Origin of the sequence: Streptomyces sp. CHD11 (assembly GCF_018638295.1) — a bacterium.
Classification (GTDB): Bacteria; Actinomycetota; Actinomycetes; order Streptomycetales; family Streptomycetaceae; genus Streptomyces.
On the sequence record NZ_JABTTS010000001.1, the window covers coordinates 46,972 to 66,932 of the forward strand.

The 19,961-nt window shown below is 69.1% G+C and carries 16 protein-coding genes and 8 pseudogenes; 13 read left to right on the forward strand and 11 right to left on the reverse strand.

Features of this window, described 5'->3' with window-relative positions; genetic code table 11:
- Positions 1–452: 452 nt before the first annotated feature.
- Positions 453–809, forward strand: a complete 357-nt coding sequence (locus tag HTV45_RS00130) for a hypothetical protein (protein WP_215203466.1) — start codon at positions 453–455, stop codon at positions 807–809.
- A 15-nt stretch (positions 810–824) separates the two neighbouring features.
- Positions 825–1,061 carry a hypothetical protein gene (locus tag HTV45_RS00135; protein ID WP_215203467.1) on the forward strand — a complete coding sequence of 79 codons (237 nt, stop codon included), beginning with the start codon at positions 825–827 and terminating at the stop codon, positions 1,059–1,061.
- A 229-nt stretch (positions 1,062–1,290) separates the two neighbouring features.
- On the opposite strand, the pseudogene HTV45_RS33805 reads toward HTV45_RS00135, so the two are convergent.
- Both HTV45_RS33805 and HTV45_RS00140 read right to left on the reverse strand, forming a co-directional pair.
- Positions 1,291–1,548: pseudogene (locus tag HTV45_RS33805) on the reverse strand (hypothetical protein); the annotation flags it as partial.
- 89 nt (positions 1,549–1,637) lie between these two features.
- Entirely contained in the window at positions 1,638–2,093 is a 456-nt protein-coding gene (locus HTV45_RS00140; protein ID WP_215203468.1) for a hypothetical protein, read from the reverse strand.
- 319 nt (positions 2,094–2,412) lie between these two features.
- On the opposite strand from HTV45_RS00140, the pseudogene HTV45_RS33810 reads away from it, so the two are divergent.
- A pseudogene (locus HTV45_RS33810) lies at positions 2,413–2,853 on the forward strand (serine hydrolase domain-containing protein); the annotation flags it as partial.
- 46 nt (positions 2,854–2,899) lie between these two features.
- On the opposite strand, the pseudogene HTV45_RS33815 reads toward HTV45_RS33810, so the two are convergent.
- A pseudogene (locus tag HTV45_RS33815) lies at positions 2,900–3,092 on the reverse strand (MerR family transcriptional regulator); the annotation flags it as partial.
- Positions 3,093–3,314: 222 nt separating this feature from the next.
- On the opposite strand from HTV45_RS33815, the pseudogene HTV45_RS00150 reads away from it, so the two are divergent.
- A pseudogene (locus tag HTV45_RS00150) lies at positions 3,315–4,199 on the forward strand (IS5 family transposase).
- Here the strand turns inward: HTV45_RS00150 and HTV45_RS00155 are convergent.
- From HTV45_RS00155 to HTV45_RS00165, 3 genes and pseudogenes are all read right to left on the reverse strand, one after another.
- The gene (locus HTV45_RS00155; RefSeq protein ID WP_251690847.1) at positions 4,159–4,605 is read right to left on the reverse strand and encodes a hypothetical protein; all 447 of its coding nucleotides are present in this window, start codon (positions 4,603–4,605) and stop codon (positions 4,159–4,161) included. The pseudogene HTV45_RS00150 and the gene HTV45_RS00155 sit on opposite strands and share 41 nt — an antisense overlap.
- 70 nt (positions 4,606–4,675) lie before the next feature.
- Positions 4,676–5,554, reverse strand: a pseudogene (locus HTV45_RS00160) (IS481 family transposase).
- Between the two features lie 587 nt (positions 5,555–6,141).
- Complete coding sequence (locus HTV45_RS00165; protein WP_215203469.1) at positions 6,142–6,729, reverse strand: TetR/AcrR family transcriptional regulator; 588 nt, start codon at positions 6,727–6,729, stop codon at positions 6,142–6,144.
- Positions 6,730–6,825: 96 nt separating this feature from the next.
- On the opposite strand from HTV45_RS00165, the gene HTV45_RS00170 reads away from it, so the two are divergent.
- Together HTV45_RS00170 and HTV45_RS00175 are read left to right on the forward strand one after the other, a co-directional pair.
- Positions 6,826–7,569 (forward strand): SDR family oxidoreductase, encoded by a 744-nt coding sequence (locus HTV45_RS00170; protein ID WP_215203470.1) that lies wholly within the window; start codon positions 6,826–6,828, stop codon positions 7,567–7,569.
- A gap of 1,308 nt (positions 7,570–8,877) precedes the next feature.
- On the forward strand, positions 8,878–9,354 hold the full coding sequence (locus HTV45_RS00175) for a response regulator (protein ID WP_215203471.1): 477 nt from the start codon (positions 8,878–8,880) through the stop codon (positions 9,352–9,354).
- On the opposite strand, the gene HTV45_RS00180 is transcribed toward HTV45_RS00175, so the two are convergent.
- The 3 genes from HTV45_RS00180 to HTV45_RS00190 are packed head-to-tail and all read right to left on the reverse strand — an operon-like array spanning position 9,318 to position 11,288.
- Positions 9,318–10,367 carry an asparagine synthase-related protein gene (locus HTV45_RS00180; protein WP_215203472.1) on the reverse strand — a complete coding sequence of 350 codons (1,050 nt, stop codon included), beginning with the start codon at positions 10,365–10,367 and terminating at the stop codon, positions 9,318–9,320. The genes HTV45_RS00175 and HTV45_RS00180 overlap by 37 nt on opposite strands.
- On the reverse strand, positions 10,367–10,666 hold the full coding sequence (locus tag HTV45_RS00185; RefSeq protein WP_215203473.1) for an asparagine synthase-related protein: 300 nt from the start codon (positions 10,664–10,666) through the stop codon (positions 10,367–10,369). The genes HTV45_RS00180 and HTV45_RS00185 overlap by 1 nt, the downstream gene beginning before the upstream one ends.
- A 4-nt stretch (positions 10,667–10,670) precedes the next feature.
- The gene (locus HTV45_RS00190; RefSeq protein ID WP_215203474.1) at positions 10,671–11,288 is read right to left on the reverse strand and encodes a hypothetical protein; all 618 of its coding nucleotides are present in this window, start codon (positions 11,286–11,288) and stop codon (positions 10,671–10,673) included.
- On the opposite strand from HTV45_RS00190, the gene HTV45_RS00195 reads away from it, so the two are divergent.
- Positions 11,287–11,472, forward strand: a complete 186-nt coding sequence (locus tag HTV45_RS00195) for a hypothetical protein (RefSeq protein ID WP_215203475.1) — start codon at positions 11,287–11,289, stop codon at positions 11,470–11,472. The genes HTV45_RS00190 and HTV45_RS00195 overlap by 2 nt on opposite strands.
- A 358-nt stretch (positions 11,473–11,830) precedes the next feature.
- Here HTV45_RS00195 and HTV45_RS00200 read toward each other — a convergent pair whose 3' ends face one another.
- The gene (locus tag HTV45_RS00200; protein ID WP_215203746.1) at positions 11,831–12,772 is read right to left on the reverse strand and encodes a helix-turn-helix domain-containing protein; all 942 of its coding nucleotides are present in this window, start codon (positions 12,770–12,772) and stop codon (positions 11,831–11,833) included.
- A 291-nt stretch (positions 12,773–13,063) separates the two neighbouring features.
- On the opposite strand from HTV45_RS00200, the pseudogene HTV45_RS33820 reads away from it, so the two are divergent.
- The 6 genes and pseudogenes from HTV45_RS33820 to HTV45_RS33830 form a co-directional block, all read left to right on the forward strand.
- A pseudogene (locus tag HTV45_RS33820) lies at positions 13,064–13,290 on the forward strand (hypothetical protein); the annotation flags it as partial.
- A 130-nt stretch (positions 13,291–13,420) separates the two neighbouring features.
- Positions 13,421–13,588, forward strand: a complete 168-nt coding sequence (locus HTV45_RS35130; RefSeq protein WP_368860763.1) for a hypothetical protein — start codon at positions 13,421–13,423, stop codon at positions 13,586–13,588.
- A gap of 823 nt (positions 13,589–14,411) precedes the next feature.
- On the forward strand, positions 14,412–16,403 hold the full coding sequence (locus HTV45_RS00205) for an ABC transporter ATP-binding protein (RefSeq protein WP_308308912.1): 1,992 nt from the start codon (positions 14,412–14,414) through the stop codon (positions 16,401–16,403).
- 377 nt (positions 16,404–16,780) lie between these two features.
- Positions 16,781–17,491 carry a bifunctional 2-polyprenyl-6-hydroxyphenol methylase/3-demethylubiquinol 3-O-methyltransferase UbiG gene (locus tag HTV45_RS00210; protein ID WP_215203476.1) on the forward strand — a complete coding sequence of 237 codons (711 nt, stop codon included), beginning with the start codon at positions 16,781–16,783 and terminating at the stop codon, positions 17,489–17,491.
- Positions 17,492–17,573: 82 nt separating this feature from the next.
- A pseudogene (locus tag HTV45_RS33825) lies at positions 17,574–17,633 on the forward strand (hypothetical protein); the annotation flags it as partial.
- A 105-nt stretch (positions 17,634–17,738) separates the two neighbouring features.
- Positions 17,739–17,834 (forward strand): annotated as a pseudogene (locus HTV45_RS33830) (IS5/IS1182 family transposase); the annotation flags it as partial.
- Between the two features lie 165 nt (positions 17,835–17,999).
- On the opposite strand, the gene HTV45_RS00220 reads toward HTV45_RS33830, so the two are convergent.
- On the reverse strand, positions 18,000–19,490 hold the full coding sequence (locus HTV45_RS00220) for a hypothetical protein (RefSeq protein ID WP_215203477.1): 1,491 nt from the start codon (positions 19,488–19,490) through the stop codon (positions 18,000–18,002).
- Positions 19,491–19,961: the final 471 nt, after the last annotated feature.

Here is a 19,961-nt window from a genome sequence, read left to right on the forward strand (position 1 = left end):
AGGCGTGCGGCACCACCCAGCCGACCTCCACGCGGGCATGACACCTCGAAGTAGGTGTGGATCATTGTCGGGCGCGCCCGGCGCATGCCCAGGCGCAGGGCCGAGCCGTCTCCGATGGCGGTGAGGCCCGAGGCGATCCCGAGCGGAGTGTCGGTGCGGCCCGTCGGGGTGACGGAGCAGGGGGCTTCTCTTCGTCGCCCACGTCTGCTTCCCCACGTCCACGAGCGTCGTGGTCAATCGGTCAACTGAGCGCTCAGGTGTGTCATCCGCGTGCCGGTGGGGTCGCAGTTCGCTTACCGATCTGTCGGGGCATCAGGTGTACGCGCGTTTTGAGGGTGTCTGGATGGGGCCGGCTCTCTACCATTTGGAGCACAGCAGATGAGCAGCAACGTGCTGACCATGACAGGGGTCCGAGACTCGCCGGCGGCCAGGGTCAGACGAAGGTGGCGGACATGGTCAGCTTCTCCGACGCCTCGGGGCCGGCGCCCTCGGCCGTGTACGTGGAGCGCGAACTGCCGCCGGGAGGGACGTCCGCCTACCTGGCCGCCCGGCGTGGCGGGGCCCGTTCCATCGGCTTCTGGGCCGACGATCAGCGCCGGGAGCGGGTGGCCGCCGTGGTGCCCCTGTCGGCCGGCGGCGGCGTCGCGAGGTTCCAGGTGCTCGGCGCCCACGGCGAGCTCATCGGCACGCTGACGCGCGAGAAGGCGCTTCGCGGAAGGGGCCTGCGCACCCGCTGGACCGTGCACCAGCCCGACGGCCCGGAAGCGGTGAAATTCAAGGGGCGGATCATATGGTGGTGGATGTGGTAGCTCCTGCTGCCCCTGATGTCACTGGTCCTCGTGATCAGCGTCTTCGACAGCGTGCCCGGCAACGAGGGCGGCTTCGCCCGCGCACCCCGGTGTATCCGGTGGCGTGCGAACGGCCAGGTCCCGCCGGAGTTCAGGTCCAAGGGCGACAAACTACACGTCCACGCACCCGGTGTGGACTGGCGGCTCGGCGCCGCGCTGATCGCCCTGCTGCGCAGCTTCCACGCCGGTGCCTGGGACTCGGTGAAGCAGTGACATGGGGAACGGCAATCTGGGGCCCCATGTCTGATGAGCGGTCGCCCCAGCGTCCGACGCCAAAGCCCTTGCCCGTCTGCCCGGCAGGTACAGGCCGCACGGTGGGTACCGGCACTGGTCCGGCCTCCCGCTCGGGCTCGCGATCGCCGTCGCCGGTCTCCAGATGGCCGCTTTCGTGGCCGGCATCATCGTCCTGGTCCAAGGCGGGTGCGGACGACGCCGCTCGCGGCTGCACCGGCAGCGGCAGCGCGGCCGCCACCTCGGCGAGTTCCCAGCGGATCGGGGCGGTCAGCTCCGGGCAGGCGGCCAAAGTCACATGCGGGCTGTTGGTCGGTGAGCGGTGGCGCGCCTGACTGGACAGTCCCGCGTCCGCAAGCCGCCAGGCCTCCCGGACCGCCAGCTCCACCGCCTCGTCCAACAGAAGCTCGGCCGTGCGCGCCGCCGCGGCCTGCCGGCGATCTGTGCCTGGGCATGTCCCTGCGGGCAGGCCGCGCCGTTCCGTAGGCGCGGCGGATTGCAGCAAGGCGGCGCTCCTCCCCTGTGTGTCCCAAGGGTCGGCGCGTCGACAGGCGCTGATCAGGAGCGCGGCAGATGAAGTGACGTCACCGTCTGCTCGACCTCCGCGTCGTCAGCGAAGGCGCCGGCCGCCGACGCGCCACCGAGGAGCGCGGCGACAAGCGCCACGGCAGCGGCGAGGGCCGAACGGGGCTTCCAGTGCCGGGTTTTCCGTGTGGCGAGCGTGGTCTCGGTGGGCCGCCCGCACGCGATACTCATGCGTGCGTCGAGCCACGCCTCCGCCCCGTCCGTCCGCACCCCACAGGCCGCGACGAACGCGGCGACCAACTCCGCGCGGGGCAGCCGGTCCCTGCCGAGCATGGTCGCCGCCGTGGAGTAGGGCAGGTTGTGACCCGCTTTCGTCGCACGGCGTTCCAGTTGGCGGTAGCTGAGGCCCGACCACGCCTTCAGGCGGCGGAGCGCCGCCACGAAAGCGGCCGCATCGGTGTCCGGCGGTGTGGGCGGTGCTGTGGTCATGACAGTTCCCCCTGTTGACCTGAACGTACACGGGCTCGCACAAGCTCGAACACCATAACGGCTTGAGGAGCGCCGAGAGCGGCGGTCAACCTCGTGGCCGTCCCACGTTGGAGGTCATGTGTACACGACTGCGTCTCATCCTCACCACCGCCGTACGAGCGTCGCCGCCGCTCTCGTTGTGGTGCTGACGCTCGGTGGGTGCACCGGAGGTCCCGGCGCCGGGGCGGAGTCGGCGCGTTCCCCGGCGCCCCAGGTCCGCAACGGCGAGTCGGTCGCCGACTTCCTGCGCCGTACCCTGCCCGTCGGGCCCAGCGGTACCGTGATCGCCGCCCGTGGCGACCGGCTCGCGTACTGCGGCGGGTTCGGGACCGCCGACCGTACCGCCGGCGCCCCCGCGAGCTGCCTCACCGTGTACGACGTCGCGTCGATCACGAAGCAGTTCACCGCGGCCGCGATCGTGAAGCTGGAAGTGATGGGCCGACTCCGGGTGAGCGATCCGATCAGCCGGTTCCTCCGACGTGGACGGCCGGTGCCCGAGGACAAGCGCGCCATCACGATCGAGCACCTGCTCACACACACGTCGGGTGTGGCCGAGGCGCTCGGCGATGACTACGATCCCCTTTCCCGGGAGGAGTTGGTGAGCCGGGCCCTGTCGTCCGGCCTACGGTCCGCCCCGGGTGAGGAGTTCCGCTACTCCAACACCGGTTACAGTCTGCTCGCCGTGATCGTGGAGGAGGCGTCCGGGGAGAGTTACGAACGGTTCCTCGCACGGCACCTGTTCGAGCCGGCCGGAATGAAGCAGACCGGACCAGGTCTGCGATCTCACGCAGACCGAAGCCCAGTCGTCGGTAGGCCAGCACTTCTCGCAGTCGCTCCACGTCGCCCGCGGAGTGGCCCGGTACCCGGCTGCGGTCCGCGCCGACGGACGCATGAGTCCGATCCCGTCCTAGTGATGCAGCTGCGGACGCTCACGCCGGCCAGGCCGGCCACGCGTCCCACGGTCCAGTGATCCTCCACGGCTCCGACTATGCAGCCTGACGTCACGCGAGGGTCAAGAGCCACCTCCCTCAGCAGCAAAGGTGAAGCGGAGGTCACGGCCACACGTCGCTTCTCAACACCCGAGCGAGGTCTGGCGAGCGCCCGGCATGTGCGCGGACGGCTCGCCTAAGGACTGTCCGATGGGTCGTGTGCCGCTCCTGCTGGGAACTCGTTCCGGGGGACATGGGGCGGGGAGATCTTTCGGATGAAGAGTGGGCTCGGCTGGAGCCGCACTTGCCGATGAATCACGGGCGGGGTGGACGCTGGCGATGCCACCGTCGGGTAATCAACGGGATTCCGTTCCGGCAGCGGACCGGCCTCCCCTGGCGGGACCTGCCTCCCTGCCTCGGTAGTTGGAAGACGGTTCACGACCGTCATCGCAGGTGGTCGGCGGACGGCACGTGAGAGAGAATCCTGCGGGCCGTCCAGGCCGACGCCGATACCGAGGGCCGGATCGAATGGAGCATGGTCAGCGTCGATTCCACGACCTGCCGCGCTCATCAGCACGCGGCCGGCCCCTCCACCCGCGCCCCCAAGATCCCGGGTCGGCGCAGGAGCCCGGAGCGTCACCGTCCCGATGAGGCCCTGGGACGCTCGCGAGGCGGGCTCACGCGCAAGATCCACCTTGCCGGCGAAGGCGGGTGCCGCCCGCTCGGGTTTGTCATCACGCCCGGCCAGTGGGGGGACGCGCCGCAGATGATTCCCGTCCTGGAAGAGATCCGCGTGCCCCGGCAGGCTGGTGGACGACCTCGCACCCGGCCCGACCATGTCGGGGGCGATAAGGCGTATTCGTCACACCGCAACCGACGTCACCTGCGCAGACGTCAGATCAAGCACACGATCCCCGAGCCGAGAGACCAGCGGGCCAGCCATAGGCGCCGCGGCAGCCAAGGCGGTCGGCCCACAGGGTTCGACAAGACGATCTACCGCCGCCGCAACGAAGTCGAGCGGACTATCAACCGGCTCAAGACCTTCCGAGCCATCGCCACGCGCTTCGACAAACGGGCGTACGTCTTCCACGGAACGGTCACCGTGGCGGCGAGCCGCCTATGGCTGCGTCCGGAATGAAGTGCCCCGTTCGGAGATCCTCGGTGCCCGGGTAGTGGTGGCGAAGTTCGCTAAGTACCCGCTCGTCAATAGCCCTGACGTCCCACGAGGAACTGTCGATCTCGGTCAGGACGATCGCCAGCCTGTCCTCGGCGAACCCACGTGCTTCGGCGTCGATCAACTGGAGAAAGGGGGTGGTCAGCGACAACAAGGTCAACGTGTCCATGCCGGCGTCGGCGGACCGTCTCTCCATCTCGACACAGCGAGGGTCGACGATCTCGTCGAACTCGATGCGCCAGGTCAGGTCCAGGCCGAAGCTGCCGAGGCGAACCAGTAGCTCAGCCAGCGTCACGTAGTGCTTTCCGTGCCAGGCAGGAAACGTGATCCCCTTCATCCCCGCCTCTGCTTCAGCTGTGTCGCGTGCCATGCGGCCCCCTTCGTTCCAGCGAACAGTAGGCCACCCGCCTGATCAGCTCATACGACCCATCGGACAGGCCCTAGGTGTATTGACCCGGAGCGTTGTTCACGCGGCTGATGGGTGGCTGGCCACCGAGTGCGGTGTGGCAGCGGTGGTGGTTGTAGGTGTGCAGGAAGTCTGTTAGTGCCGCGGTGCATTGTGTGTTGCTGGTGTAGGGCCGCAGATAGGCCCATTCGTCGAGCAGGGTGCGGTTGAAGCGCTCGACCTTGCCGTTGGTCTGCGGCCGGTAGGCGCGCGTGAGTTTGCCGGTCGCACCCAGGTCGGAAAGGGCCGGCCTGCTGCCAGGCGAAGCTTTTGCGGTAGGGCCAGGCGTTGTCCGTCAGGACCCGCTCGATGCGGTCGATGCCCGAGGCTGCGAAGAAGGCGGCGGCCCGGCGCAGGAAGGTCGCGCAGGTGGCGGCCTTCTCGTCCGGGTGGACCTCGCTGTAGGCGAGGCGGCTGGGACCGCCGCCGTCGGGGATGCGGCCGAGCTTCTTGACGTCCACGTGGACCAGTTCGCGGCGGTCACGTTCGTAGCGTCGGATGACCTGGCCGGTGGGCCGGTCCAGGAAGGACAGGCGGTTCAGGCCATGACGGACACGACACCGCACCGCACTGCGAGGGCGATCGAGGCGCGAGTGTGCCGTCTGCGCCGGGACCGCAAATTCGGCCCGGCCCGCATCGGCCCGATCCTGGGCCTGCCGGCCTCGACCGTGCACCGACTCCTGGTCTGCGGACTGCTGGACCGGTCGTGCAGTCCTTGCTCGCCTTCGGTCCGCCAGCGACGCATCCACTTGTGAGCGGTGACGCGGGAGATGCCCATCTCGGCGGCAACATGGGCGACCGGGCGTCCGGTGCGGACACGCTCGACCAGCAGTTGCCTGCCGTGAACGGTCAGCCGGGCATTACGGTGGGGCACGAGGGCCTTTCGGTCAGGTGTAGACGTCGCAATCCACACCGAACCGGAAGGCCCTCACCTGTTCAAGATCCCTCAGCCGAGACCTGACTCACCCGTCCACAACCTCCCGGGACAGAACAGCTAGGCCGCCCCAGGACCTCTTCGCGACGAGGGCCTTGTACATCGATCTCCGCGTCCCCGACGCACTGCCCTTCCCCCGGCCGGTGGCGCCACCCCGCATGCCCGCACTGTGCCTGCCCGACCCTTCTGTCCCACCGACGTACGGCGAGCAGGGCCCCGGGGTGCAGCGAGAATCCGGCCGCACCGCGCCATCCCGCAGGTACAGGGAGCAGTAGCCGAGGCTGGAGAAGAACTGCCCGTACTCGAGACCGTCCCCGCGGGCGCGGGGAGCAGCCGCTGTCCGTACAGGGCGCCGACCACCCGGAGGGACCATCTCCGCGTGCCTTCGTAGGTGGCAGCAGCCACCACTTGTCGACGAGTTCGGGCAGCACTTGTCGATCACCGAGCCGTGAAATGCCGATGAGGACACAGCTCGGTGGCGTAGTCGATGTCTCTCCTCTGCTATGTGGTGATGCTGCTGTTGCTGTTCAGGATGTCTTCGGGGTGTGCTGCCCCCGCCGGTCCGCGTCCTGTCGGCGGAGGCCCTCGAGGATGACGTTCATCAGACGCCGAGATGTTGGTTCCCATTCATCCCGGTCCAGTCGGCCGAGGTAGGCGATGAGCAGGAGCACCCCGTGGGCTTCCACGTCCGTGCGGAGGGAACCGGCTGCTTTCCCGGCGTCCAGCAGGTGACTGAGGGCGCCTTCGATGGGGTTCTGGCCGTGGGCGACAAGGTTCTGCCACGCTGCCGGCTCGAGCGCTGCCAGGACGCCGTACTTGATCTCGGCGTAGTCGATCACTTGGTCGAGCCAGTGACGCAGGGCTTCCACAGGCTCGTGTTCCGCCAGTAGAGCGGTGGCGGCGGTCACGAGTTCTTCGACGTCGCGCCGGTAGACCTCGGCGAGGAGCGCTTCGCGGTTGGGGAAGTTCCGGTAGAGCGTTCCCTGTCCTACACCGGCGCGCTTGGCGATCTCGTTGAGGTGGACGTGGCGGGACTCGGCGAGGGCCGCACGGGCAGCCTCCACGATGCGGGTCCGGTTCCGCTCCGCGTCCGGACGGCGTGCTGGCGCGCTCATGGGCCTCTCCTGAATGTTCCGCCCCCGACAAGTGGACACGTGTCCGGTAGGGTGAACCAAGCAGCGGACACGTGTCCACTTTACTTGGAGGCAGTAGTGCTCTCTCTTCACGGCAAGATCGTCGCCATCACCGGAGCGAGCGGCGGCATCGGCGAGGCCACGGCCCGCCTGCTCGCCGGGCGCGGCGCTGCGGTCGTCCTCGCAGCGCGCCGCGGCGAGCGCATCGAGGCCATAGCGCAGGAGGTCCGGGAGCAGGGCGGCCGTGCCGCCACGTGCGTCGTCGACGTCACCAAGGCCGAGGACCTGCAGCGCCTGGTCGCCACCACCATCGACCAGTACGGCCGTATCGACGTACTGGTGAACAACGCCGGCATCGCCCCGATCAGCCCGCTGGCCGACCTCGACACCGAGAGCTGGTCGGCCATGATCGATGTCAACCTCCGCGGCATGCTCAACGGCGTCGCCGCCGCGCTGCCCGCCTTCCGCGAGCAGGGAGCGGGCCACCTGGTGAGCATCGTCTCCGTGGCCGGCCTGTCCGGCGTCTCCCCCTCGATGGCCGTCTACGCCGCGACCAAGAACGCGGTGCGCACCCTCCACGAAGGGCTGCGCACGGAGTCCACCGACGGAGTGGTGCGCACGACAGCCATCTCGCCCGGATACATCCGAACCGACCTCGCCGACTCAATGACAGACCCCACCATCCGCGAGCGGACACGCAAGAACATGGACGCGGTGGGCATCCCTCCGGCGGCGGTCGCCCGCGCGGTCGCCTTCGCCATCGAACAGCCCGGCGACGTCGAGATCGGCGAGATCAACGTCCGCCCCACCGTCCAGGCATGACCCTTGCCATCACCGGTCAGTGCGACGCCCGCCGGCCGCTTGCACCACACCACGGCCGGTTCCCGGCCTCAACAGGAGCGGTACCTCCTGGTGAGGTGCATCGCACAGCGGTCAGCCCGGCTTGCCGTCCTGGACAGAGGTTCGGGCTCGGGTGACGGTGAGGCGGTGGGAGTCGGTACCTGTCTGGATCGGCTCGCCGCCGAAGGTGAGCCGGCCGACAACAGCGCGCAGAGGCGAGGCTAGGCTCGGCAAAGGTCTTCATCCAGCTACTGAAACCCTCGTTCAAGGCGATCGCGCGGTGGTTCAATTCCCTCGTTCCGTCAGAACCTGAAGCAGTAGCGCAACGGGGCTGCCGTCCGGCTCCATACAGCCGAGTTCGTCGACGCAGAGGAGCTCGACTCGGCCGAAGCGGGTGGTGGTCCTGGTCAGCGCCTTCTCATCCGCGTCCCCTACCAGTTCGCTGAGTGGCTGGTCGCGAGCCGTAGCGGGCCATCGCGGCTCCGGTGCGCCGGCCGGGTCCCTGGCCCATGCCCGTACCACGCCGGTCGGCGGTGATCGCGTGGTCCGGCCCTCCGGCCCGCCGGCCCCGCGGGGGCTCCAGTCCACGACTGCGCACCACTGACAAAGTACCCTGCACAGCTGACAAGTTCCGAAGCTCACGATGACCCCAAGGTCCTGGTCGAGGCCGTCGGACCGGAGTCGCATGCGGTGGCCTCACTACCAGCGGACCTGAGAGCCACCAAGGGCATGTGTGTTTCCGAAGTCGGTTCAGCCGACGTGCGATGCGCCCCAGTACGGGGCGATGAACTCATCCCCGGGCAACGTGAGTTCATCGATCCTACCTCGGCGCCGGTGTCGGGGCAGCGGGCTGTATCCGTCCACGATTCAGCAGCACCCAGCCTGAAGCGTCGTCAGGCCTGTCTGGTCACCGTGGTCTCACGGTTGTCCAGCGCCCCGGTGGCCACGGGGGTCGCACTGCTGAGGGCTGGCAGCGCTGTTCTCCGAGACGGAGGACGCGGGCCGTCCCCTGCTGCACGAGCTGCGCCCCTGCGCCGAACGCCGGGACGTGGAGGTCACGTTCGTCTGCTGCGGCGCATTGCCCGACGTCCCCATGGTGGCGCACCGGCATCTGGCCGACGGCCCGCTCCTGGCGTTTGCCTCGGCCAGGACCGCGGTCCGGGTCACCGTCTCGTGACGGCCGGCGAGGGATGACGAGCGGGGTGGCTGACGCGACAGCTCCCCCGCAGCGCCGCACATGATCCGTTCCGCCGGCACATCGGTGCTGTCCGACGAGAAGGAGAACCTCCTGTGGCTGGAATCCCGATGGCGCGTACCGGCCCCGCGTTCGACGTCGGCATCGTCGATGACCACCCGGTGGTGATCGACGGTGTCCGGGCCTGGCTGGCCGAGGAGCCGAGCGTACGCGTCAGACACACCGGCGAGACCACAACGGACCTGTACTCCGGTGCGGTGGACGTCCTGATCGTGGACCTCAACCTCAACGGTCGGCTGGTGCTGCCGGACATCGGTGAGCTCACCGCCGCGGGGCGACGGCTGGTCGTCTTCTCGCAGTTCACCGAGGACTCGCTGGTGCTGAACGTGCTGAACATGGGCGTGGCCGGGTTCGTCGCCAAGAGCGAGGGGCAGGCTCATCTGCTGCACCCGGTGCGCGCCGCAGCGGCGGACCGCCCCTACGTGCCGCCGACGACAGCCGGAGTCCTGGTGTCCGACCGCAGCCCGGCGGCCCCTCATCTGTCCCAGCAAGAGCGCGCGTCGTTACTGTAGGGGTTCCAGTCCATGTCCAAGGCCTCGGTGGCCCGCCGCATGGGCGTGTCTGTGCACACCGTCGACATGTACATCAAGCGGGCCCGGGTCAAGTACGCCCAGGTCGGCCGGCCCGCACCGACGAAGACCGACATGCTGGCCCGTGCGATCGAGGACGGCCTGGTCACCCCCGCCGAGCTCGCGAGTTCCCCTAATGGCATCAGCGGTCGGGTGTCGGCGCGGGTGGTGACCAGCAGCCGGCGCAGAGCCGCCCCGTCGACGAGCCCCAGGCCGGCCAGGCGCGTGTTCTCCGCGAAGTCGAGCAGCTCGCTGCGGCGCCGGCGCAGGCCCGCATACAGGATCGGACTGGCGTCGTCCTGGCCGGTGCGGCGGAGGATCTCAGGTGGCACGATGCCGTCCAGTGCGCGCGCGAGCACGGGCTTGAGCCGGTCCGTGGCCACCCGGTCGGCCAGCCGCACGGACAGGACCGCCTCCAGCACCCGGTCGTCGGTGTAAGGAGCGTGGAAAGAGACGCCCGCGTGGGCGCCGATGCTCGAATTCCGACGCATCACCGTGCTGTTGACCCGGTTGATCCACATCATCTCGTGCTGCACCGGCAGCGCGGCCAGCGGTTCAGGGCCCGCCGTGATCGCTTCGCGCATCAGGCGGCGTACGGTCGACGCGGCGTCCGGGGTGATCCAGGGCGGCAGCTTCGCCGACACCTCCCAGTACGCTCCCGAGCCCCAGGCCCTGTCCGCGGCGAGTCCGTCGGCCTCGGCGGCCAGCCATCGGCGGTCGGACGGCGCGGCCGCCATCGTGCGCACTGTCGTCACCATCGACCAGCGCCGCTTGGACCGCAGCGCACGCACGTGCGGCAGGGCGGCGGCAGGGGCGCGCCGGAGCAGCCCGTGCAGGCACATCGTGCCCGGGAGGAACAGTTCGTCGCCGCCGACGCCCTGGAGGTGACGGCGTACGCCCAGGTCGGCGACGCGGCGTGCCTGGTGCTCGACGGTGGCCCTGGCCCTGGGGAACATCAGGGGGCCCTCCCGGTCGTGCTGCGGTGCTCGAACGGCGCGTACCAGTCCGGCGTCTCTGCCGGTGGCACCACCACGTGACGGGCCCGCGGCAGCGCGGCGGCCGCCCTGCGGGCGTGTGCCAGATCCTCGCCCCGGCCGCCGTGTGCCTCGTAGTGCAGGGTGGCCAGGTCCGTGCCGGTGGAACGGCCGGCGACGAAGCACAGGCTCGTCGAGTCGAGGCCGCCGGAGAGATCGGCGCTCACCACCTTCTGGTTCGCGGTGCGCGCCGCCACGGCGTCGAACAGCGCCTCGCGCACGAAGTCACCGTCGCCCAGGGACCGCTCGGGTTCGGGCGGCGTCCACCAACGCCGGGTGCGCCCGGCGCCGTCGCGACTGATCTCCAGGCAGTATCCGATGCGCGGGCTGCGCACACCGCGCCACACCGAACCCTCGCTGAGTGGCTCGGGGCCCGAACGGGGAGAGCAGTTCGAGCGCCACGCGTTCCGTGTCGACGCTCGCGCCGATGAGTCCGGCCAGGCTTTCCGCCCGGGAGGCCGCCAGCGTCACACCGGCGGCCCGGGCGTAGAAGACCTGGCACGCGGTGGACAGCGCGCCCTGGACCCGGACGTCGCCGTCCAGCGAGGCCACGAGGTGGAAGCTCCCGCTGGGTAGTCGGGCGATGTCATCCAGGTCCGTCAAGGACCGGACCCTGCTCAACCGGGCCCTCAGGACGTCCGGGTGGACGGTCGTGCAGCCGAGCAGCACAAGACGGCGAGGGCCTGCGGAGACACGCACGATCTCGTCGTCCAGCCAGTCGCCCACCAGCCACGGGCGCCCTGAGTGGTGCTCGATCACCTTGGGACGCGGCAGCCCGGGAGACAGCGCCGGTGCGAGGGCTTCGGCGCCGGCCGAATGGTCGGGAAGTACCACGAAGTCCATGCGTATCCTCCACCGGAGTGCCAGAGTAGGGTGGCCCGACCGGCATGTGGCGTCGGTCGCCGTCTACGCCAACAACACCGGCGACAGCTACAAGCAGGTCATCCCCGACGGCCGGATCCGCAGCGCCGGCGGTCAGGCCGAGACCGACTACCGGCCGCTGGACCGCCCCGGCCACGGCAGATGACCGACATCACCTCCGGCTTACACCGCCGACCTCTACGACGAGGTCCGGCACGGCGCGGACTGACTCGAGGTCCACGTCGGCAGGGCGCACTCCGGAGCACGAGCCGATCGGGGGACGACCTCGGGCCGGTGAAGGAGACCGGTCGGCACCCCTACCAGGCTCACCACGTCGAGGACGTCAGCACGTCCAGCCACCACGGGCGGCACGCCGGGGCGGCCCTCGGTCAGATCCCTTCCCACGGCCCCCAGCCCGCGCTTCGGCAGCGGCCGATGAGCGCGCGTCAGCTGCTTGAAGACCTTCTGGGCCCTCCGGCAGCCGACCGGCCAGGCGCTCCAGCTGTGTGGCCGCGCAGCGACCACTACGCGGAGGAGCGGGGGTGATTCTGGTCGCGCCAGGCCCGGGGCGAGAGTCCGTATGCCTGCTTGAACACCTTGCTGAAGTGGGTCGCGTTCACGAAGCCCCACCTTCGCCCAATCGCCGCGATGGTCCGCAACCGGCTGTTCGGGCCGGCCAACTCACGCCTGCATTCCGCCAAGCGGCGTGTACGGATCCAGTCGCCCAGGCTCATGCCCAACCCGGACAGCACTGCGTAGAGATGACGTACGGAGATATCGTGTGCGGCGGCGATCCGCGCCGCCGACAGATCGGGATCAGCCAGGTGCTCCCGGATGTACTGAGTGATCCGCAGGCCGAGCGTCGACTCCAACGGGCCCTTGGCGAAGCCCGCGTCGCCGTGCTGGTAGGTCAGGACGGCGCGGAGGAGTTCGACACTGGGCTCCACGACGGCGTCTGCGCGCACACTCCGGTGAACCTCCTCATTGACGGCCAGTTCGGAGAAGTAGGTGAAGGCGACGCGCGCAATCGGGTTGTCGGGTCCCAGGGTGACAGAGCCGGTGTCTCGCAACAGCCGGTCGGGGAGCGCGAGTACCGAACGGGGGAAGCGCAGGAAGTGGTGGTCGACTCCCTCGTCGAAGAGAAGCGTGTACGGAGCGGTCGATTCGTAGACGGCGAATTCCCCCGGTCCCAGTACACACTCGCGTCCGTTCTGTACCACCAGACTGGTGCCCGTCACCTGCAGGCCGAGGAAGACCGCAGGCTCCTCGTCCTCCCGGGCCAGCCGCGTCGTACGACGGATCGTGACCGCGGTCGCCCGCGCGGAACAGATCTTGAGAGGTCCGACGGTACCGAGCCCTATACGAACGGAGAGGTCCTCAGCGGAAAGACGGTGATCGATGTCGACCGCCACCACGGAATCCCGCACGGCGTTCCGAACCACTTCCTCCCGGTCACGCGGTGCCATGAACGCCGTGTCCAGAACAGCCGGGCTCACGGGGCAGACCTTCGCCCGCTGTTGTCATATGGCCGACCTGACCATCCCCCGGCCCGCTCCACCACAAGCCCTCACCCCCGACACGGACAGTTCCCGCCCTCAGCTTGGCAGGATTCGATCTCACTGCGCAACGGCTTCGTCCGGCGCGCCGGACCCTCGCGTAGTGCGGCGTCGACGCCAGGCGGTGCGCTACTCAGTGCGCTACCTACCGATTCTCCTGCACGCACGACAGAGGCCTCAAGGTCTACGGATCGGCCCCGGATCGGACGCGAGAGGCGCACTCTCCCGGGTGATGGGTCTGTCAAGCGAGCGGGTCTGTTGGCGTTGGTCATCGAGGATGTGGCGGGCGGTGGCGAACCAACCGGGCTACGCCTCGGACCCGGGATGCTCCCGTTCCCCGTCCGGTGTGCGAGGTCGTGACGGGGCGGGTCCATGGGTATCACGGCCGAACGGTGCGGGATGTGCCGCTCGGCGGACCACAGGTCGTGAAGGCGCGGCCGACCTGGCGGTGCTGCTCGCAATGCTGATCACCGCTGCGGAACAGCGTCCGTCCCGCAGCAGGCAGTCATGAGCGAACGCGACGTCCTGTTCAACGAGATCGCGCAAGAGCTGCGCCCGATGCCAGAGGGCATCGAACGGTTCGACGGTCTCAGCCGGGAAGATCGCTCCGACCCGCTGTTGTTCCCGCGCCAGCACTGCGTTCAGGCATGTGCGCGGTTTCCAAGGACGCACCAGGGAACAGCCGCCGTTCCGGGGTGCGCCCGACACACAAGCCCGCAGTGCTGATCGCACGAGGCCGGACCGACGAGCACCTGAGAAAGTTCGCCGACCTCACATCCCCGCGATGCGACTTCTCCAGGACGCCAAGGCGGCACCAGGCAATCCCCCGAAGGAGGTAGCGCAACCCACATGAGTGATCGAACAGAGCATCACGACCCACTTCACCCGGCCACAGAAGAAGAGGACCCAATATTCGAATTCTCGTCCTAGATTTCGCCCGCCTCCACCCGTTACGGGGATACGGGAACCGTCGTTACCCGATCACCCGTCCGCATCGCACGCCAAGGAGTCCCCACGAAAACCGTACGTCGTCCTGCGCTTGTTTATCCCGCGTTCGATAACACCACTGTTTCCTCAGGCGCCCCTCCGCACTCCGCAACCGACGGAGACACCCTGCCCATCCGTGGGTCACGACGGGACACGAGGTACCGGACATGAGCCACGCCATCGCCCCTCTGAGGCCGACACCTCAAGGCAAGGGGCATGAGCGCCCTCTGCCCGCCGCGCCGGACCGGGAGCCGATAGCGTTCGTCGCAGTCAATACCGTGAGCGCGCTCGTCCAGGGTCTCCGGCACAGCGATGCCGTCGTGGCCGCCCGGAGTCCGAGGCATCGTCGAACGCCTGGTACGGGAGGGCCGTTCGGGAGCGAGAAGCCTCACCTGCTGACCGCCGATGCCACCCAGGTCCGGCTCCGGTCCGACGGCGCCGCCCTGTGTGTGCGCCCCATGGAAAGTGCGTCGCCCGACTGCCGCTCCATCGGCACGATCTTCCACCCGCTCACCCACGATTCGTACTACCGGGCCACCGACTGGCCTGCGGGAGGCGCCCGGTGAAGAGGTTCTTCGGTCCGGTCACGATGGCCGACCCTCAGGTCTCCGACGCCGAACACGAGCTGTTCGGCGGACCCCTGCGCTACGACATGGGCTGGTCCCAGCACGAGCACGCGACCTTGGACCTGACCATGATGTCGGCGCTGCGCTCCATGCCCACGCTTGTCGGCGTCACGCTGCGCATGGCCTGGCAGGCCGACCGGCGTGCCCTGCTCTCCGTCGCGATCAGCGAGATCGGCCAGGGCATCGCCGCTGCCGCCGGCCTGCTCGCCGTCAACGCCGTCATGCACGCCCTCCTCGCCGGCAGCGGCAGTGCTGCCGACCGGCTGCACGCCCTGCTGCCCGGCCTCCTGGCCGCCGCTGTCATCGGCGTCGTCAACTCCGCCCTGTCCGCCTGGTCCACCTCCCGCGCCGGGCGGCTGGAACCCAAGGTGGAGCGGATCGCCACCACCCAGTACCTGGCCGCCGCAGCCAAGGTGGAACTGGAGGCCATCGACGATCCCGACTTCCGGCGCCTCGTGGACATCGCCCAGCACGGGCCCAGCTCCGCCCGCCGCATGATCAGCTCCTGCGTCGCCGCACTGAACGGACTCATCTCCCTGATCACCACCGCGGGAGTCCTGGCCGTGCTCCACCCGGTGCTGTTGCCCCTGCTGCTCCTCATCGCCGCGCCGCGCGGCTGGGGCGCCATGCGCGTGGCACAGGAGCGGTACGTGTCGGTGATGAGCTGGATCGAGCACGTACGGGCCAGCCGCCTGATCGGCAACCTGCTCACCGAACGCACCGCCGCGCAGGAAGTCCGCCTCCACGCCGTCGGCGCCTTCCTCCTCAGCCGCTACGAGCGCATGGCCGAAAGCGCCGAGGCCGAGCAGGAGCGCCTTGCCTCCAGCAAGGCCCTGACCGAATGGGTGGCCTCCGCACTGTCCGGCCTGGCGATGGCCGCGACCTACGGGGCCATGTTCTGGCTGATCATGACGGGGCACATGAGCCTCGCCGTCGCCGGAACCGCCGTCATCGCCGTACGGACCGGCTCGGCGAGCCTGGGCGCACTGGTCATGAACATCAACCAGCTCCACGAGGAAAGCCTCTACGTTCGCGATCACGGCCGCTTCCTCGCCGAAGCCGACCGGCGGACGCTGCCCGCCGGCGGGGCTCCCGTGCCGGAACGGGTCAAGGAGATCGTCCTGGACCGGGTGACCTACCGGTATCCCGACCGGGACATGGCCGCCCTGGACGGGGTGTCCCTGACCCTGCCGATGGGGTCGGTGACCGCGGTGGTGGGTGAGAACGGTTCCGGCAAGAGCACCCTGATGAAAATTCTCTCGGGCATGCTGCTGCCTGCCTCCGGCACGCTGCGCTGGGGCGAGGCGGATCTCACCGGCCTCGACCGGACCCAGGTCTTCGAGCGGGTCTCCCTGCTCACCCAGGACTTCCAGCGCTGGCCCGTGACCGCCGCGATGAACATCCGCCTCGGCCGCCCCGGCCACCCCGCCACGGACGACGACCTCAAGCCTTCGGTCGACTACGCCGTCGCGGGCCCCGTCATCGCCAAACTCCCCGACGGACTGCGCAGCCTGCTGGCCCGCGTGTTCCGCGGCGCAATCGAACTGTCCGGCGGCGAATGGCAGAAAGTGGGCCTGGCCCGCACGCACTGGCGTAGCTCGACATCACAGGCAGACGGCGTCCTCATCGTCGATGAACCGACCTCCGCCCTCGACCCCGAAGCCGAGATCGAAGCCTTCGACCGCATCCGGCGCCTCGCCGCACCGAACCGGGCCGTAGTCCTGGTCACCCACCGCATGTCCGGCGTCCGCCACGCCGACCACATCTACGTCCTGAACAACGGGCACCTCGCCGAGCACGGCACCCATGACGAACTCCTCGCCGCCCGTGGGCGGTACGCCGCCATGTTCGACGCCCAGGCCGCCCAGTACGCCCCGAGCGCAACCATCCCCCGTCCCGCCTCGCCCATCGTCTCGGACCAGGCATGAGCCGCTCGGCCGAAAGGCCCGCTGTGACCACGCCGCCCACCACGGACCTCGACAACGCCGGTCGAGGAGACGGGCCTCGAACTCGGCCTGGACACACCGAAGCTGCTCCTGACGCACTTCCTGCACACCGGCCCGCGTCAGCCGCTGAACAAGGCGGGGCTCGTCTTCGACGGAGGACGGCTGACCGCCGGTCAGCTCGGTCGGATCCGCCTCGACCCCGCCGAGCACGACATGTGGGCCGTCCACGACCTTGCGACCTGGCAGGAGCTGATGGCGCCGCGCGCCTTCGCCCGCCTCGATGCCATCGAACGAGCCCGGCGCTGCGAAGGCCCCGCCTACCTGATCACGCACACCTGATCCCCCACCCAGGAGGAACCGTGCCCGCCGAGAACACCAACACCCGAGCCTGGCAGATCTACGGCCGGCGCCAACTGGCCCGCGCCTACACCCCGCCGATCCCCGAGCGGCTCGGCTGGACGCCTTGGGAAGGGATCGGACCGGGGGCAGAAGTCCTCGGTGACGTCACCGGCCGCCGGGTCCTGGACATCGGCTCAGGAGCCGGTCACCACGCCGTCCACCTCGCCCGGGCACATGGAGCGCGCGTCACCGGCATCGAGCTGTCCCCGACCCAGCACGAGCGCGCCGTCTCCGCCCACGCGGACGTCGACGGCGTCGAATTCGTGCAAGCAGACGTGACCGAGTACCTGGACGGAGCCGAGCCGTTCGACGCCGCGTACGCCATCGGGACGCTCGCCTTCATCGACCCGCACCGCTCGCTGCCGGCCCTGCGCTCCGGCCTGCGTCCGGGCGCCCCCTTGATCCTCTCGCTCCTGCACACCGACCTGCACGGCAACGGCCCGTCCACGGAGGTAACACCGCGCGAACAGATGATCCTGCTGCGCGACGACCCGCCCCTGCCGACACAGATGTGGGTCCTGACACCGCAGCTGTGGGAGGACCTGCTCACCGAGTGCGGCTTCCGCGTCGAAGCCGTCGACCTGCTCCCACACCCCGACGAGAGCGCCACGGTCATCCAGCAGCTCATCCGCGCCCGGTGCCTGCCCGACCAGCCGGCACGCGTCTGTTAGCCGACCTCGCAGCACCCGGGCGTCGGCCACACACGCGCCCGTCGGTGTCGGAGCAATCCTGCTCAGCGAAGAGGGCATCCTGCTGGGCCGACAGCGCCCCGGCGCCCTCGAACTGCCCGGCGGCAGCGTTGGGGCCCGGGAATCCCTCGAAGACGCGGTGATCCGCGAACTCGCGGAGGAGACCGGCCTGGTCGCACGCCGAGGACGCGGGGCTCCTGGGAGCCCTCGTCGATCCTATGGCTGCACGGCTTCTCGACGTCTGCGAACCCGTTGGGAACGGCGGGCCGACATCCACGAATCGTTCCTCAACCTCGTCTGCTACTTGATCACTTATCGACCCCTGGGCGTGCTGTGGGCACCACCCGAGCTGGTTGCGTCTTCCTCCATCACGCTTGCAGCCTCCGGATTCGAGACACCCTGCGACCAAGAGATTTGCCTCCTCCGACCTGACACCGGTCTTCGGAGGAAGCCGAACGCAGCCTCGACTCGGTCATTGCGTTGGGAGTTGTTACAGCTGAGGCATCAAGTCCGTTATGACAGCGATAGGCAGTGAAGGATTGGCGGCTGCCGCCTCCACCACCCGCCAGTCGGCGTCGGCGAGTAGTTCTTCGATGATCGGCGGCGGAAGTGCCGCGTGGCTGGCGGCTATACGCCTCGCCCCTGTGTCTGCCAGGCAGGCCAGCAGCGCCGGTGCCGACGCATTGCGATGCCGGGCGATCTCGCGGAACGCCTTTTGGACCGATGGCTCGTGCCGGGCAAGGTCCTCCAGCAGTGCCGGAGTCGCGTCCGGATCGGCAGCCACCTTAGCGGCGACCCGAACTCCGTGCCGGTCGAGCATGGCGCGCAGTTGACCTTCTGAGAGGCCCGGGTGTGGAGCGATGGACTTGAGCACTTTGGCGTCGGAGTCGGCGGCCAGCGCGTCGCGTAGGGGGGATGGCAAATCGCGGCGCTGGGCTATGAGCATCCGCGCGGCTGGGTTCGGTGATGCGGCCAGCTCCTCGACCTCGTCGGTGGATGCGGAAGCAATCCGCGGCAGCAGGGCGGCGCCGATCCTGGTCACGCCGGCCAACTGGATCAGCACGTCGAGGGGTACGAGTGGATTGTGGGCGAGCCTGCGCCGCACTTCGTGGTCACGGTCGGCAGCCAGTAGGCGAATCAGGACGTCGTCGATCGCCGGATTCTCGGCAAGATCGGCTCGAACACCGTAGACGTCCGGTGGTAGATCGGTGCGGCCGACGAGTGCCCAGCGCGTGAGCAAAGAGGAGTGGCAGGCGAAGCTGACGACGGCTTCGACGGGTGTAGCCGGGTTTCGGATCGCTGTCTGCTGCGTCTCGTGCCTCGTGGACTCATGGGAGCCGTCACAGGAGGCGCCGGCCAGCAGATCGCAGTCGAGTCGCGAGCATTGCGGATCGTGCACAAACGGCACCTCTTCGCGGTCGCAGACCAGGCACCGGTGTGCGGGAGGCAGCCCTTCGTCGGTGAGCAGCGCCGCCAGTACGGCCGGTGGCGTCATCTCGTTGGCCGCTGCCGCGCGACGGACTTCAGCATGCGGATGCGCCGAAAGTCTGGTGGCCGTCTCCGGTGTCGTCCACAACGCGAGTTCTGCGACGACCTGTACGTGCGAGTCGGTGGCCAGCATCTCCACCACATCGAGCGGAAGCCCGGGGCAAGCGGCGAGCTTCTCCCGGCGCTCGACGACTGGATCTTCCGCGAGGTCACGGGCCCATTCCGGGCGTCCGGCACGCTCGGCGAGCAGGGCGAGCGCGACGTCCGGTTGCCTCACGGGATCGATGTCTGCGGCGGTCAGCAGGCCTGCGTACGCAAGCGACACAGCGCTTTCCTCGACACGGGAGGCCAGCACCACCGCTTGTGCGTGACTCAGGTCGGCCCGATGAGCGAGGTCCACCGCGATCTCGGCGTCCGCGACCGCGATCAGCCGGTCGACCAGCTCGAACGGCAGGCTGACGTTGGCGGCAAGCCCGCACAGAACATGGTTCACAGAGGCATCCTGCCTGGAACGTCACGACATGACTTCTGGTTTTCGACGACCTTGGTCCCTCAGATAGTGGCCCTGGTGGTTGAGGACGGCGTTCGGAAGTGCGAGCTGAAAACGCTCGCGTCGGCGGCAGCCCATGCCTGCTCGACGGTGGCGAGAGTGTCGACGGTGTCGCGGTCGACGGGCCGGGTCAGCGTCCGGGGACTCGACAAGATCACCAAGCGGGCCGTCCCGTGCGCATCGTTCGATGGCCTCTTCAGCGCGGAGGACTGCCGCCCACATCGACCTGGATGAGACGCGGCCCCCGTACGACCAGCGGCCCCACACCGGAGAGGGCTCTCGCCGCTTTCGGGTCGCTGTGCTGCCGCGCTCGACGTCCCGCGCCACGTCATGGGACGCCTCGCCCGGTTCCGCCCGCCCACCGGCACGAGATCGGCGCCCCGAGGACTCCCGCGCTCTGGGCCCGTTCCGCCG